This window comes from Singulisphaera rosea (genome assembly GCF_054877945.1).
Map to the genome: position 1 here is coordinate 158,309 of NZ_JBTYIP020000011.1, position 17,189 is coordinate 175,497.

General features: G+C 67.3%; 1 protein-coding gene. It reads left to right on the forward strand.

Annotation, left to right across the window (positions count from 1 at the left end; translation table 11 throughout):
* Nucleotides 1-903: 903 nt before the first annotated feature.
* The gene (locus ACYOEI_RS19785; protein WP_462851285.1) at nucleotides 904-17,076 is read left to right on the forward strand and encodes a PKD domain-containing protein; all 16,173 of its coding nucleotides are present in this window, start codon (nucleotides 904-906) and stop codon (nucleotides 17,074-17,076) included.
* The last annotated feature ends 113 nt before the right edge of the window (nucleotides 17,077-17,189 follow it).

Here is a 17,189-nt window from a genome sequence, read left to right on the forward strand (position 1 = left end):
GGGCGTCCACGTCGAGTGGGCCAGAAACCCGGTTGGCTCAAGCGGCGAAATCCGTGCTGAAAGTGGCGGCTTAAGGGTAGCACCGGTTGTTCCAACCGGTGCTACCCAGATTACGCAGGAGCGACACCACACATCCGACGTGTGACAATACCGATCTCGCCCCATGAACTAACCCGAGTTCCAAGAAATCCGGGGTTCGGGATTAGTTCGGACACGATCTCCGTCTCGCCGTCGATCGCGCTACAGCATTCGCACCAATCACCTCCGGATGATCGGTCGGCCAGGCTTGTTTTGCCGGAACCCGGAACGTTATTAAGGCTTGCGGCTACAAAAGAAACGTCTGGGGCCAAAATCTGAACCCAATCGGGACATTTTTGTACTTTTCTTACCAAACGGTGTAAGGTTTCGTGGGACACGCCGTTTTCTGTTAGGTGGGGATGGGGCGATGTGATCGCCAGGTCTTCACGACGCCGTGCTCTGTGCGAGGCTCCCAAGGTCGTCTCCTCATTCGGTGCCATGGGCGTCCCCCGGCCGCGAGGGCCTGCGTACGGGGTCCGTGGCGTGACGGTCGTCGATTTCTTCCTCGTGGTCGGCGATCGCCCGATCCCGGTGCGCCTCGTCGGAACGCGTCTCGGCGCGGGGGGAGGAAACCCCGTCGGCTCGGCTTTCGAGATCGGCGGCCGGTTGGATCGTGTCACGGCCGAGTCTTCATTAAGTGTAAGTTTTTAAATAAATAGTTAATTAATTTATGCTAGATGGTCCCGCGCAAGGCGTCTTCGGATACGACTAGGCGGGACGAACGCCAGCGATTTCGTGCTCCCGGCTCCGCAGCAATTGAGGCACACACGCAGGGCGTGCCCGCCCTCGCATGCAGGTGCATACACCCACTTCGAGGAGACTCTCATGGGCCGTTCCGCCCCCCGGAAACGGAAGCCACTCCCCCGCCTCCGCCGAGGCCTACTCCACCTCGAGTCTCTCGAAGAACGGGTGCTACTCACGGGCGGGTTGACCGTGAGCCTTGTCGATTCGGCGAGCGAGAAGTACGCCCTGATCAATCCGACGTCCGACGATCCGATCAAGATCTTCGCCCAGAACGACTCCGCCAGCGAGCAACTCTTCACCTTCTTCGGCGCCCCCGACGGGCAGGCCGTTCCGACCACGATCGAAGGGCGCATCGAGTCGGGTGAGCAGGAAATCACCGGGACCTTCACCTTCGCGGAGCTGGCGGGCCAGGCGGGCGTCGGGCTGGTCGCGTCGAACGCCTCGGTCACCTTCGGCGAATCGGTGGGCATCCAGTTGTCGGATGCCGGCGGGGCGCTGGCGATCGTCCCGACCGGGCTCGCCGGCCGGCTCACCACCGATAACGTCAGCGATGGGGTCGGGCTCTCGATCGTGGGGTTGGCCGGGTTGGGACTGGCTTCGTCGGCCTTTTCCTACGAGGTCAATACCACGGGCGCGGCTACCGACATCGCGGTGCCGACCCCGCTGGGCACGGACCAATTGACGCTCGCCGATGGGACCGACCAACTCCAGGGTCTCGGGACATTCTCCGTCGGCGGCCTCTCCCAGGTGTTTACCGTCGCCGGTGACTTCACCGTCACCCAAGGCGCGAACACCTTGCTCATCGCCGCCGCCGGCGTCGACCTGACCCTCTACGCCGGGTCGGTAAGGGCCGTCACCCTGTCGAGCGACACCGCGGACTTCACGCTCGGACCGGACGACGACGACGCCCCGACGTTTGCTTTGGTGGAGGACAGTTTCACGGTCAGCGGGTTCACCCTCCTGCCGGGACATGGGCTACCGGCCCTGTCCGGCGGCGGTAGCCAGTTGACGTTCTCCGCCGCGCTCGGGCCGATTGCGCTGGACCAGGTCGGCATGGTCGTCCCGAACTTGAGTTTCGGCACGGGCGGCCTGAACGTCGAGCTCGGGTTGTCGGCCGCGTCGGCCTCGCTTTCGTTCGCCAAGGAGGGGGCCGAAGGGGACGAGTCGGGCCTGATGAGCGCCGTCGCCGAAGACCTGACGGGCTCGTTCTCGCTCACCGGGGATGTCGATCCGGACACGGGTGCGATCACGAGCACCGGCGGGTCCGGAGCCTTCGTGTTCACCGCCGCCACGTTCGTCCTGGACGTGCCCGGCGTGCTGACCGCGACGGCCAACGGCGTGGCGATCCATTATGATCCCCAGGCCGGCGATTCGCAGGAGATCCTCGTCGCCGAGGACCTCACGCTCTCGGTCCCGAAGCTCAAGCTCCTGGGCGAGCTGACGGGTTCGGAGGAGCTGCCCGGCCTGGTCGTGCGGACCGACGGCTTCGCCTTCGGCGCCGCCCGGCTCACCGTCGAGAAGACGTTCACCCTCGGCGCCCTTGAGATCACGAACCCGTTCGTCGAGCTGGGCAACTTCCGGTTCAGCGACAGCGAGGGGGTCTCGCTCGACCGCTTCCAGATCGGGGCCGGGAGTATCGCCGTGGCGGCGGCCGGGTTCACCCTGACCGGCGAGGATGTCGCGGCCGAGCTCGGCTTCGACGAGGAAGGGGCGGTCAACCGCTTCACGTTTAGCGTTGGGACGGTGACCGGCGAGCTCGGCAGCCTCGTCACGCTGAGCGCCAGCGACGTCGAGCTCAACCCGACGGCGACCGGCACCGACACTCTCCTGTCGATGGGCACCGCCACCGCCACGGTGGTGATCGCCGCGGCCGACCTGACCCTCGACGGCGAGGTGAGCGACGTCGTCATCGACGGCGATGGCACGGTCACCGGGCCGGCGACGCTCTCCGTCTCCGTCGATTTCGGGGACGACGCCGCGGCCAAGCTCAAGCTCCCGTCTTATCTGCCGTTCAAGGTCGACACGCTGAGGCTCGACTGGGCCGAATTCGCCGACCACCCCGACCAGTTCACGATCGCGCTGACCGCCAGCGTCACCGGGACCATCGGCCCGCTGACGTTCAGCGGCGGCGTCGACAACATCGTGATCGACCCGTACCGGCTGGCCGAGGGGGATTTCCCGATCGTCGGGCTCGACGGCTTCTCCGTCGGCGTGTCCGGCGACCTCTTCGCCGGCAGCATCGAGGGGGCGGTCACCGGCGGCATCGTCAAGCTCGACGCCGAGGGCAACGTCCTCGACGACGGCGAGACAAACTTCGCCAGCACCGTCTTCTACGCCGGCATCAACGGCGGGTTCCAGCTCGGGGATAAGGGGTTCGAGATCCTGATCGGCTTCAGCGATCGCGGGTTCCTCCAGGGGTACCTGCGGGCCGACGTGCCGATCGTCCTCGAGCCGATCTCCGGGCTCACGCTCAGCGGCTTCCGGGGCGGCATCAGCTTCAACGCCACGCCGTTGCCGGTGCCGGGCTCGCCGAGCGAGCTGCTCGACCCGATCTTCCAGCCGACCACGTCGCTCACCGCCGCCCAGTGGCAGGAGCAGCTCAAGCAGCAGGTCGTCAACCAGGTCAGCGGCGGCAGCCGGATCTTCGTCATCGACGAGGGCGTCGGCGCCATCGTCGACGAGCTGGGTACGGGCGAGGTCACGGCCGACGGCACGCTCGCGGCCGCCTTCGACGACGCCGGGTATCCGGTGGCCGACGACAAGGTGAGCGGCGAAGTCACCGAGCTCGAGCCCGGAACCCTCTGGCAAGTCAACTACCTCGCCGCCACCTACCTGATCGAGCTGAGGGACGGCAAGCTCGACGTGACCAGCACCCGCTTCATCACGGAGGACAATGCCCTGGCCGCCTCGCTCGGCGAGGGTGGGGTCGTCGGTCAAGATGTGCTCGACGCGTTCGCGGAGCATGAGCTCCTGCTCCACGCGGGGGCCACGGTCGAGGTGATCGAGCGGTCGGGCACGGACCCTTCCAAGTGGAAGATCAGGGACGGCGAAACGGAGTACTTCGTCACGGTCCGCGGCGACCGTCTCGCCGTCACCGGCGGCGACACGGGCAAGGCCGATGCGGACGCCGTCGTGCGGATCGAGGCCGGGGCGACCCTGTACAGCACCTACGTCTCGGAGCACTCGTTCCGGGCGGACGTGGATATCATCATTTCGACCGACGGCAAGTTCGTGATCCTCGGGAAGGCCACGCTGGCCGACAACGTCTCGGTCGACCTGCGCCTGTTCGCCGACCTCAGCCAGGTGGACAAGGCCGACCCGACCGATCCGCTCAAACTCGTCTTCCTCGGATCTTTCCCCCCGGCCGACGGCGGTCCGTCGCTCGTGACGATCGGAGGACAGGCGACGATCGAGTTCCTCGACTCGGCGGGCAACCTCACGAATCCGGCGGTGACCGGCGTGGCACCGGCCGCGTTCCGGTTCAATATCCTGGGCCGCGCCGAGGTTGGCCTCACGAGCTTCGCCACCGCCGTCTTCGGCGGCGATGCCGGGGAGAACGGCGACTCGGCCGAGCTGGACCTGCAAATCGCGAACAGCCCCGACGCGACCTCGGTCGAGCTGAACGTCTCCGGCAGCCTGTCGATCGAAGGGCTCATCCCCATCAGCGACGCCGTAAGCGCGGCCGGGCGGATGATCATCTCCCGGGAGGGCGACGGGCCGGTCGAGATCATCGGGGCCGTGAAGCTGGATTTCACGACCGCGAACCCCGACCTCTCGTTCCTGCAGGACGCCGGCATCAGCGTCGACGCCTCGCTGCTCCTGGGATTCAACACGTCCACCGCGTCCCGCGACCTGGAGCTGACGCTCCCCGGCCGCGACCCGGAGACCCTGACGCTCGACCCGACCTCGCTCGTGCTCGAGGGCGAGGGCTCGCTGAGCCTCGGCCAGTCGGCCTTCGGCGTGGGCGCGCAGATCGGCTTCGACGGGGCGTTCAGTGCCCGGATCGTGGTGGACGCCCCGCGCCTCGTGCTGCCGGGCTCCGCGTCCGCACAGTTGAACGGCGGAACCATCCCCGATGCGATCATCGAGTCCCTGGGCCTGACCGATGCCGCCACGGTCAGCGCGCTGGTCGTCGCCGGTGCCGGGCCGCGCTGGAAGATCGACGATGGCACGAAGTCGTACTATGTCGTCACCCGCGGCAGCGAGCTCGCGGTCCTCGACAACACCCGGGCGGCGACCGACCTGACCGTCCGCGGTGATTCCGGCGTGGACCTGGATCTGTTCCTGGCCGGCCGCCTCGACGTGAGCGTGAGTGCGGGCGACGAGTTCAACCTGATGAGCCTGGACGCGGTCGGCGTGTTGGCCCTGCGCGACCTCGGCGGGGTCGTGGACGGCACCGTGCTCGCACCGCAGGTCGTCGGCCGGGTCGACCTGCTCATCATGGCCGGGCTGCAAGGGGTCGCCGAGGTCCAGGGGTCGGCCCAATTGCTGATCAACACCCTCGGCCAAGAGTTTACCTACGCCATCCCGGACCGGCTCCAGGATCGCCTCCAGAAGATCCAGGACAAGCGTGAGAACGCCAGCGGCCTGTCTCTGCCGCCGCTCCCCGTCGCCGAGGGCGCGTTGTCGGTCGTCGTCCCTGGCCACGCGACGCAGCTCGACGGCACCGCGCTGCCGGACGGGGCCTACTTCGTCCTCCAGTTCGGCGACCCGGATGAGACGACCCCGCCGGGCGGCACCACCGACCCCGACGGAGACGGGTTGGTCGACGTCAGCCTGACGATCGCCGACGCGTTCCGACTCGAGGGGGATTTGCGAGTCCTGGTGGCCGGCGGTGTCCTCGAGATGGATGTCTCCGCCAACGCCACGCTCGACCTGGCCGGGGCCGGGAGCCTCTTCAACGGCGAGGCCACCGGCCGACTCCGGATCAATTCCGACGGGCTGGTCGGCTACATCGCCGTGCAGGCCGAGCTGGATATCCCGGACGTCGACCTGAACGCAGGGGCCGAGGTCTACCTGGGCGTGAACACGACCTCGACCGCGTCCACGATCGAATTCCAGAACCCGAAGTTCGACGATCAACCTCTCCCGGCCCACTCGGGCGTGTTGTATATCGCGGGCAACGTCGATATCGCCGGCTTCGCCCTGGGCGGGACCTTCAGCCTGCTCGTCGGGGCGGATGCGCTCCGGATGGAGATCCACGCCGGGCTCCAGTTCTTCGACGCGAGCGTGCTCCGCGTCGATGGGACCGCCGGTATCTATTACGGGGCCAATCCCGGCCTCGTGCTCGACACCGCACTGACGGCCGGCGGCACCGCGGCGAATGGGGATCCCATCCCGTTCGGCGTCTCCGGCATCTTCACGGCGAGCGCCCAGTTGTCGCTCTCGATCGACACCCGCCGAGGGTTCGGCGAGATCGCGCTCAAGGACCTGCAACTCCAGTTGCTGAGCGTGATCACCCTCACCGGCGACGCCAGTATCAGCGGCGGCTTCGACCCCATTACCAATGATCCGTTTTTCCGAGTCGCCGGCAGCTTCTCGGCCGACTTGTTCGGCCTGGCGAAGGTCAACGCCAGCGGCTACTTCGACTCGCGCGGGATGTTCGACGTCGACCTCAACGGCAAAATCTTGCTGGGCACCGACGACTGGGGCATCCGTGCGAACGTCGCGTTGGCCGCCAGCTACCAACCCGATTCGAACGGCGTCATGACGCTGAATTTCGGCGGCAGCGCCTCCGGCGAGGTGAGGGCGGCCGGCATTACCCTGGTGGGGGCCGGAATCGGTATCAGTTACGACGGCGGGAGCGGCAAGGCCACCGCGATGGCCGATGTCACCATCTTGGGGATCACGTACGACGTCGACTTTACGCTCGGCTACGTCCTGCTCGGCACCCGCCCCGACCCGCGGCTCGGCCAGGTTGCCAACGGCGTGCTGACGCTCAACGTCGGCGCCGGCGGGGTGAACCGCAACGTCGGCAAGAAGAACGGCGTCGCCGACGTCGACGAGGCGTATACGCTCCAGTCGCTCGGGGCGAGCCAGGGCGGACCCGGCGAGGACATCATCCTTCGGGCCTTCGGCTCATCCCAACTCTTCCACAACGTCACCTCCGTCAATGCCGACTTCGGCGACGGCGACGACGAGTTCCGCGTCATCGTCAACTCGCGAAAGCCGGTCGTCCCGGGCGTGCCGATCGTGATCGACGGCGGTGCGGGCAACGATCTGTTCATCAACGAGTCGACCGCCGCGGTCACGTTCCGCGGCGGCGAGGGTAACGACGTTCTGATCGGGGGACCCGGCAACGACCGCCTGGAAGGGGAGGGCGGCAACGATTACCTCTTCGGCGGCGGCGGGCAGGATGTCCTGCTCGGCGGCGCGGGGATGGACCGCATCACCTGGAACGTCGGCGAGGGCCAGCCCACCACGATCGACGGCGGAGCCGACGCGGACACGCTCACCGTGAACGGCACCGACGCGGCCGAGACGATCCGCGTCGACGCGAGTGGCGCCGATGTGCGGGCCCAGTTCTCGGGAGGGTCGAACGACAGCGTCGTGGGGGCCGGCTTCGAGACGCTCGCCGCCAACGCCCGAGGCGGGGCCGACACGGTCACCGTCAACGACCTGACGGGGACGTCCGTCACGACCGTGGCACTCGACCTCGGCAGCATCGAGGGCGACCAAAGCGGCACCGGAACCACCACGACCGTCGGCGCCCGCGACGACGGCGCGGCCGACACCGCCATCGTGGAGGGGACGAGTGCGAGCGACTCGTTCGGCATCGACACCGGCGGCAACCTGGTGCGCGTCACCCGCGCCGGGGCGGCGACGGTGACGCTCCAGGGGATCACCGCCAGCCTCGACCGGTTGCGGGTCGAGGGGCTGGGGGGCGACGACACGATGACGGTCGCCGGCCGATCGACCGGCGATCAAATCAAGATCCAACTCGCCGGCGGGGCCGGCGCCGACACCTACCGGCTGCCGATCGGCGGGGCCACCTTCGAAGGCGACGGCAGCGACAAGGCCGTGTTCACCGTGGATGCCGGCGACCCGACGGCGGTCGCTGTCACCTCCACCGAGGTCAGTGACGGCGGCGCCTCGACGGCCTACGCCGGGCTGGCGGAGGTCGCCGTCGAGGCCTCCGTCGCCACGGCGATCACCGTGGAGTCCACCCACACCGCCGCGACCCGCATCGCGCTGGGGCCGGCCGACAGCGTGCTGACGGTCAAGTCCACGTCCGGGCCGCTGACGGCGACGGCGAACACCGACACGCCCGGGTCGAGCGGCGACCGGCTGGTGATCGACCAGACCGGCTCTTCGGTCCCTCGCGTCGGGGCGATGACGGCGACGCAGTTCAGCGGGTTCGTGGATGTCACTTACAGCGGGTTCGAGTCGATCGACGTCAACCTCGGCGATGGCAGCGACATCTTCACCGTCAACGGTACGCCTGCCGGCCCCACCCTGACCCAGATCAATAGCGGCGGAGGTTCCGACGAGCTCCACGTCCGCGCGGTCGGCGGCAAGACGACGGTCAACGACCCGACGGACGCGAGGAACTCGGCCGACGCTCTCTATGTCGACTTCACCAACCCCGGCACCCTGACCGGCTCGCCTTTCGGCGACAACCTTGTTTTCACCGTCGGGAAGGTCGTCGTCAGCGACATCTCGGGCTCGACGACGCCCGTCGACTGGGCGTATCGCAACGGCCGCGTTTACGTCGGCGCCATCGAGGTGTTCAACACCATCGATACCCCGACGGTCTTCAACGGGGGCGGGTCCCTCCAGGACAGTCTGACGGTGGAAGACACCGTCCCCGCTCTGCAGAACATCAATGTGGACGGGGCGCGGGTGCAGATCGCGGAGGGGGCCAACGTCCTCTCGTTCAACAACATCCGTACCTTCGACGGGTTTAACTACATCACGCAGGTCACGGGGCTCGCGGGAGTCAACAGCATCGCGTTCAGCCCCGACGGCAATTTCCTCTACGCCACCGGCCTGCAGGACAGTGCGGTGACCGTGTTCCGCCACGACGCCTCGACCGGCTCGCTGACGTTCGTGCAGATGCTCCAGGCCACCCCCGCCGTGATGCAGGGGCTGTTCGGTGCCGATTCCGTCGTCGTCAGCCCCGACGGTAAGAACGTCTACGTCGCCAGCCTTTCGGGCTCGGTCGTCACCTTTGAACGCATCCCGGCGACCGGCCGACTCGTGTATCGCGGCGCCAACATGGTAGGCCCGAGCGTCACCGCGCTGGCGGTCTCGCCGGACGGCACGAATGTGTACGCCACCGCCGGCGACCAGGTGGTGCGGTTCGATCGCGACACCGACACAGGGGCGCTCACGTTCGCCGACCAGATGTCCTTCGGGACCAACGGATATCTCGCCCTCGCCATCAGTGCCGACGGCCGGACACTGTTTGCCGCGGGCGGCAACGGCCTGGATTCGATCCACCTGCTCGACGGCGGCGAGCTGTTCGCGCCCGATAGCGGTGCGGCGGCTCGGGCGTTTCACGCCTCCGGCGTCTACTCGGACGTGGCGGTCGGGTCGAACAACACGTTCTACGCCAGCCGGGTCGGCGGGGTTGATACGTTTACGTATACCGATTTTTCGCTGGATCTGGTGACGACGGCAGCCCTGCCCAGCTTCATCCAGCCGGCGAACTCCACGGCGGTCGCCGCCAACCCGAACGGGAGCCAGGTCGTCGCATCGTTCGACGTCAACAGCGTCCCCACGCTTCCGCCGACGAGGTACCTGCGACTCGACAGCTTCCACGTCAACAACCCGAACGACGATGCTTCCGGCGACGAGCCTTTCATCAATGTCAATGGCGAGCGTATCTACACGGGGCCGGAGGACGGCGCCGGAGCGGGGGCGACCGTTGATCTGACGAACTACTACAACAGGGTCCTCACTTCGGACGTCACGATCGTCGTCCAGGAAGAGGACGTCACGCAAAATGTCCCGGTCGGCGCCCCCTTCGCTGTTGGCACCAATACCGCTCCCGGGACGTACCAGGTGACCCTGACCACCGCGAACGGCTTTGGTGTTCAGTTCATCAACTACACTTTCACCTACACCGTCTATGATGTGAGCTTCCCCACGCCGACCATCACCCCGGTCGTCGCGTTCGACCGCTTCTTCAACGGGGCGCTCTTCAATGCGCGGCCGGTCGATGTGCCCGGCGTGAATTCTCTGGCGGACTTGCAATACAGCCCCGACGGCCAGCATTACTATGGGGCCAGCCTCGCCAACGGGTGGATCACTCAGGACGGACAACTCGCGGTCAGCAACGGCCAGTGGCAATTCGTGACGACGACGGCCACGACCCGGCGCGACGACGTCCAGACCGCCTTCAGCCCCGACGGCCGCCACGCCTATTCGATCAGCACGAAGTTCGGCGTCCTCACCGTCGCCGATGTCGATGCGGTCACCCGGGCCCTGGGGGCCGCGACGCAGGTGATCCCGGCCGGCGTGACCGATGGAGCGTCGGTCGTCGTCAGCCCCGACGGAAAGAACGTCTACGTCACCAACCCGTCCGAAGACTCGGTCCTCGTCTATGGCCGAGATTCGGGCTCCGGCATGCTGACGCTGCTCCAGGTGTTGTCCGACGGCGTCGACGGCGTCGATGGCCTCGCCGGGGCGAGGTCGCTCGCGGTGCGGCCCGACGGCACACAGGTGTACGTCGTCGGCTTCGACGACAACGCCATCGCGGTCTTCTCTCGCGACGCCAACACCGGCCTGTTGAGCTTCTCGTCGACGTTCACCGACGCCGGCCTGGTCGGGCCGTCGAGCCTGGTGTCCAGCGCCGATGGCCAACTCTACGTCGCCAGCGCCGGCACCGGGAAACTATTCTGGCTCTCCGAGGACGCCACCCTCTCGGTCCTGGGCGTCTCGAGCAACGGTGACGGTGGCGTGACGCAGATGTCCAACCCGGTCTCCGTCGCCCTCAGCCCGGACGGGACGTCGCTTTACGTGACCAGCCAGTCGGACTCCTCCGTCGTCGTCTTCCGGCGCACGCCGGCGACCGGAGCCTTTACCTTCGTCCAGTCGCTCCGCGATGGCAGTGCCGGCGTCCAGGGCATTGGCGGGGCCGTCCACGTCGTCGTCAGCGGTGATGGCAAGTATGTCTTCGTTGCCGGCGACGTCGACACCATGGGCGTCTTCGGCCGCGACCCTTCGACGGGTGCGTTGACCGTCCTGCAACAGTTGCGCGACGGATCCTCGGGGATGACCGGGATCGACGGCGTCAGCGACCTCGACGTCGTCGGCGGCAAACTGTATGTCTCCAGCGCCGGCTCTGAGTTCGGGGCCGGCGGCGTGTCCGTCCTCGACATCGCCGTCGACACGCCGACGCCGCGTACTTATGACGTGTCGTTCAACGGCGTGGAGAGCCTGACCGTGCAGTCGGGGGACGGTGGCGATGTCGTGAATGCCGGCGATGTTGCGGTGCCGTTCACGCTCAACACCGGGGGAGGCGCCGATTACGTCACCTTGCGCAGCACCGCGGACGGCGAGGCCACCACGGTGGACCTCGGCGACGACGCCGACACGTTCGATCTGCTGAGTACCGGCAACAACTCGACGACGACGATCAACGGTGGTGATGGCGCTGATGCGATCCGAGTCTACGGCACCGGCGTGGGGGCCGTCACCACGGTCAACGGTGGGGACGGAGCCGATCAGATCCTGGTGGACGGGGCGAGGCTCGGGTCGCAGGTGACGGCGAACGGCGATGCGCCGAACGCGGGCGATACGCTGACCTTCGACGCCCATGGACAGACCGTCAGCCCGGGTGCTCCGCAGCCGGGTGCCGGTTCGGTGAACGTCAACGGTGCGACCTTCGGTGTAACGTATGCCACGATTGAGCAACTCAACATTCTCGCGAGCCCACTCGCCGACGCCGGCGGACCTTACACGATCGCCGAAGGGGGCTCGCTGAGCCTCGACGGCACGACCACCCTCATCCCGTCCGGGCACACGGTCGTCTCCTACGTGTGGACCGTCGGCAACCGCGTCGTCACCGGCGCAACTCCCTCGGCCCTCTCCTGGAGTGACCTCGTCGCGGCCGGGATCAACGACAACGGCTCCTATACCCTATCCTTGAAGGTCACCACGACGTTCGGCGACCAGACCTACACAAACACCGACGTCGCCACGTTGTCGGTGACCAATACCGCTCCGACGCTTTCGCTCTCCGGGGCCGGGACGGTGGCGGTCGGGTCGCTCTACACCCTTGGCCTGTCGTCCAGCGACCCGGGCGTCGATACCGTCCGCACCTGGACGGTGGACTGGGGCGATGGCTCTCCGGTCGAGACGTTCAACGGCACCCCGGCTACGGCCACTCACCTTTATGCCACGGCCGTCGCCCGTACGATCAGCGTCCGCGCGACGGACGAGGATGGCACGTATGGCCCGGTGACGAAGGCGCTCACCGTCGCCGCTCCTCCCACCCTGAGCGGGCCGGCCACGGTCCTCGAGGGGGCGAGCTACACCCTCACGCTCGGCAGCGCGGCGACTGGCCTCCCGGCCATCGCGAACTGGGCGATCAACTGGGGAGACGGCAGTGCCGTTCAGACGGTCAACAACGGCCAACCCAACGTGACTCACGTCTATGCGGCCGACGGTGCCTACGTGATCTCCGCCGTGGCCCAGGACGTTTCCGGAGACGTATTCTCGGCCGCCAACACGCTGACCGTGACGGCCCTCGACGTCGCCCCGGTCGTCACCTTGAGCCAATCGTCGCCGGGGCCCGTCGAGGGCGACCCGACGCATCCGCTGATCCTCAACGTCCAGATCACCGATCCGGGTAACGAGACGGTCGCCGGCTACGTCGTGAACTGGGGCGACGGAACGACGTCGGTCGTGAAGGGGACCGAACTCAAGCCCCAGCACTTCTACACCGACGCCGGCAGTTACCAGGTTGCCGTGACCAGCCTGACGAACAGCGACGGGACGTTTGCCGACCCGTCGACTCCGCTGAGCGTCACCGCGGCCGATGTCGGGCCGCGGATCTTCTCGCTGACCGTGGATCCGTCACCGGGCGCCGAGGGCGGGACACTGCACTTCCGTGCCCTGGCCGCCGGCCCGGTCCAGGGGAGCGACACGCTCACGTTCGCCTGGTCCGTCAGCGGGCCGAACGGATATTCGCAAACGTTTACGGGAACGGTGGGCCCGGACGGGACGGTGCTGCCCGACGACCCCGCAGGGTTGTTCCCCGACCTTCCCGCAGAGCTGCTCGGCCAGGTCCGGGCCTACCCCGGTTCGTTCGACTTCGTCGCGCCGGACAACGGGCTCTACCGTATCACCCTGACGCTCACCGACGACGACGGGACTACGGCGAGCCAGTCGGCCGAAGTCACGGTCGCAAACCTCCCGCCGAGCATCAACACGTTCAACGTCCCGACGACGGGGACCGAGGGGCAGTCGATCACCCTGACCGCGGCCGCGAGCGACCCGGCAGGAGCCGATGATCCGCTCTCGTACCGCTGGAAGGTGACGAACATCCAGACCGGCGTCGTCGTCACGCTCGACGGCCCGACGGTCAACTTCGTCCCCAACGGCGGATCGTACGGCATCGAGCTCACGGTGGGCGACGGCGACGGCGGTTCGGCCACCCGCTCGGCGTCGATTGCCGTGGCCTCGTTGGCCCCGGAGATCGTCCCCAACTCCTTGCAAGTGCCGACCTCGGCCGACGAGGCGGACACCGTCACCTTCTCCGTCGCGGGGCAGGACAACGACGGCACCGATGCCGGCCTTCGCTACGCCTGGAAGGTCCTCGGCCCAGGCGGGAGCGTCTCCACACTTCTCGGGGCGAGTGTGCCGTTCACGTTCCCCGACAACGGGATCTACCTCGTGTCGGTGACGGTCACCGATGACGAGAATCAGTCCACGACCTCCAACCCGGTGAAGGTGACGGTCGCCAACCTGAACCCGACGATCGAGAGCGTCCTCGCGCCGACCAGCGGGACCGAAGGCGTCGGCCTGCAACTCGTCGCGACGGCCAGCGACCCGGCGGGGGTGTCAGATCCGTTGTCCGCGATCTGGACGCTGACCGCCCCTGACGGGGTGAAGTCGTTTGTCTATGGGAACAACGCCACCTTCACGCCCGGGGACGACGGCACCTACCAGGTGAGTCTGACAGTGCGGGACGACGACGGCGGCTTGGCCACCCGCGACCTGGCCCCCATCATCGTGGCGAACGTGGACCCGACCCTCGGTGCGATCGTGGTGCCGGCCGGCCCCCTCGTCGAGGGCGACACGGTCGCCTTGAGCGTCTCGGGAGACGACGTGCCGGCCGACCGGGCTGACCTGACCTACACCTGGACGATCACCACCCCGGCCGGCGCCGCCGTGACCCGGCTCGGCTCGTCGGTGAGCTTCCCCGCCGATGACAGTGGCACCTATCAGATCCGCGTCGATCTGAGCGATGGCGACGGTGGTTCGGCCTTCCGAACGGCCAGCGTCACGGTGGCGAACCTCGACCCGACACTTCGATCCGTCACCGTCCCGACCGTCGGATATGTCGGCCACGCTGTTGACCTCTCGGCCGAGGCGACGGACGTCCCTGGCGATCAGTCGGACCTGGTCTACTCCTGGACGATCACGCCGACGACGGGGCCAGCCTCGAACCTCAACGGCCGAACGACGAGCTTCACCCCGAACGCTCCTGGCTCGTATACCGTCGACTTGGTCGTGACCGACGGCGATGGCGGTCGGGTAGCGTCCGCTCCCGCCACGGTGAATGTGAAGGCGACACCGATCACCATCACTCAGTTGAACGTGCCGACGACCGGCCAGGAGGGTTCACCGGTCACCCTGAGCGCCGTCGCTACCGACGCCCTGGGAGGCGGTTCGCTCGTCTATACCTGGACGATCACCCCGGCCGGGCAGTCGGCCACCACTCTGGTCGGTCGAGAGGTAACTTTCACCGCTCCGGACGATGGTCTTTACACCGTCTCACTCGAGGTCAGCAACGACAACGGCGAGGCGACGGCTCCGGGGAGGACCCTCGCCGTCACCAACCTCGACCCCGTCCTGGCGAGTTTGAGCTGGCCCGACCGCGTGTTGGTGGGCTCCTCGGTCAGTCTCCAGGCCCAGGCCTCTGATCCGGCCGGAGCACACGACCTGCTGACGTACACATGGACGGTGACTCGCCCCGACGGCACCTCATTCGATCTCTCGGGCCCGTCGGCCGGATTCAATGCCGACCAGATCGGGTCCTATGGTCTGAAGCTGGTCGTGACCGACGGCGACGGCGGTCAGGTGACCGCCCAGAAGCTCCTGGCCGTCCCCAACGCCCCGCCGGTCGCGCGGGCGGGCGGCCCCTACGCGATCAACGAAGGTAGTTCCCTGACCCTCGACGCGACGTCGACGACGGATCTCAATCAATCGTCCACGACGTTGAAGTACGAGTGGGACCTGAACGGCGACGGGGTCTACACCGACGCGACGGGAGCCACGCCCACGCTGACCTGGGCCCAGTTGCAGGCACTCGGGATCGACGACGGACCTTCCAACTTCACCGCCCGCGTGCGTGTGACCGACGACTTCGGCGACTCGAACATCGCCTCCGCGGCCGGGGTGGTCGCCAACCTCAACCCGGTCCTCACGAGCCTGAGCTGGCCCGACCAGCTCTTGGTCCGGTCTCCGGTCAGCCTTCAGGCCCAGGCGTCCGACCCGGCCGGAGCTCGCGACCCGCTGACATACACGTGGACGATTATGCGTCCCGACGGCACCTCCTTCACCCTCTCGGGCCCGTCGGCCGGATTTATCGCCGAACAGCCCGGGTCCTATAAAATGAAGCTGGTGGTTGCCGACGACGACGGCGGTCAGGTGACCGCTCGGAAGCTCCTGGAGGTGCTGAACCCCGTGCCGGTGGCGGTTGCCGGTGGCCCTTACCGAATCAACGAGGGAGACGGCCTGAGCCTCGACGCGACCGCGACGACGGACCCCAACCAACCGGCGAGTACCCTGACGTACGCCTGGGACCTGAACGGCGACGGTATCTACACCGACGCGGCCGGTGCCCGGCCCACGCTAAGCCGGAGCGAGTTGCAGGCGCTCGGGATCGACGACGGGCCGGCCACTTTCACCGCCCGCGTGCGGGTGACCGACGAATATGGCGCGGTGGACATCGCGTCGGCCAAGCTGACGGTGCTCAACGTCGCTCCGACCGTCACCTCGCTGGTGTCCGACCACGGCGATCCCGAGGCCAATCCGTCCGTCGATGGCATTGTCCGCATCACCGGGACGGTCTCCGACCCCGGCAAGGATACCCAGGTCGTCCGGGTCAACTGGGGCGACGGCTCGGCCCTCCAGACGTTCGCCGTCGACCCTGTGACGAAGACCTTCAACGCGACCCATACCTATGCCGCGGGGGGCATCTACAACGTCACCGTGGATGCGGTGGATAGCGACTCCGCCGTCTCTCAGACGGTCACGACGAAGGCGGTGGTCTCCGGGATCGTACTGGTCGACGGCGTGCTTTACGTCTACGGCAGCAAGGGGCCGGATGACATCACGGTGTCGGCCAAGAACGGCAAGTTCGTGACGGTCGAGGCCACGTTGAACGCGACGGGTGGGGCCGTTGGCCGGAAGGTCCAACAGACCTTCCGCCGGGCCGACATCGCACGGATCGTCGTCGTCGCCTTCGAGGGCAACGACAAGGTCCACCTCGACACAAGCTCTCGTCCCGGTGTCAGGGCCCGAGGCGGCGCCCGGAACCGAAACCTCGCGATCCCCACCGTCGTCTTCGGAGGGCCCGGCAACGACATCCTGAGCAGTGTGGGCGGAAACAGCATCCTTGTCGGCGGAGACGGCGACGATTGGCTGAAGGGGCGGAACGGCCGGAACCTCCTGATCGGTGGCCTCGGCCGAGACAAGCTGATCGGCGGCAGGGGCCAGGATCTCCTGATCGGCGGGTCCACGGCGTACGACGACAACCTCGCCGCCCTCGACCAGGTCCTCGCGATGTGGGCCTCGCCCACGTCTTACCGACACCGGGTGCGCGAGCTTCGGGCGACGTGGCTTTCACACGACGGCACGGTCTTCGACGACGGGGCGTCGGATACCCTGACGCCGCAACCCGGCCGGGACGTGTTCATCGGAGACTTCCGCCGGAGGGCGGCGAACAAAGACAAAGCCCCCATCGGCGGGCGGGCCAACGAGAGGACCGTCCAGGTGCCCTCAGGTCCGCAGAGGCCGTTCGAGGGTCGTCCGAGGCGGCTTGCCGGGGTGATCGGTCTCTTTCACAGACCGTCGTGACACCTTCACCGAACCGTAGACCCGGCAAGAGACTGCCCGGGTTCGGAATCGGGGAACCGCTCGATATCGATGCCTCTTGATTGACGCAAAACCTGTTGTCGCAGAGACCTGAC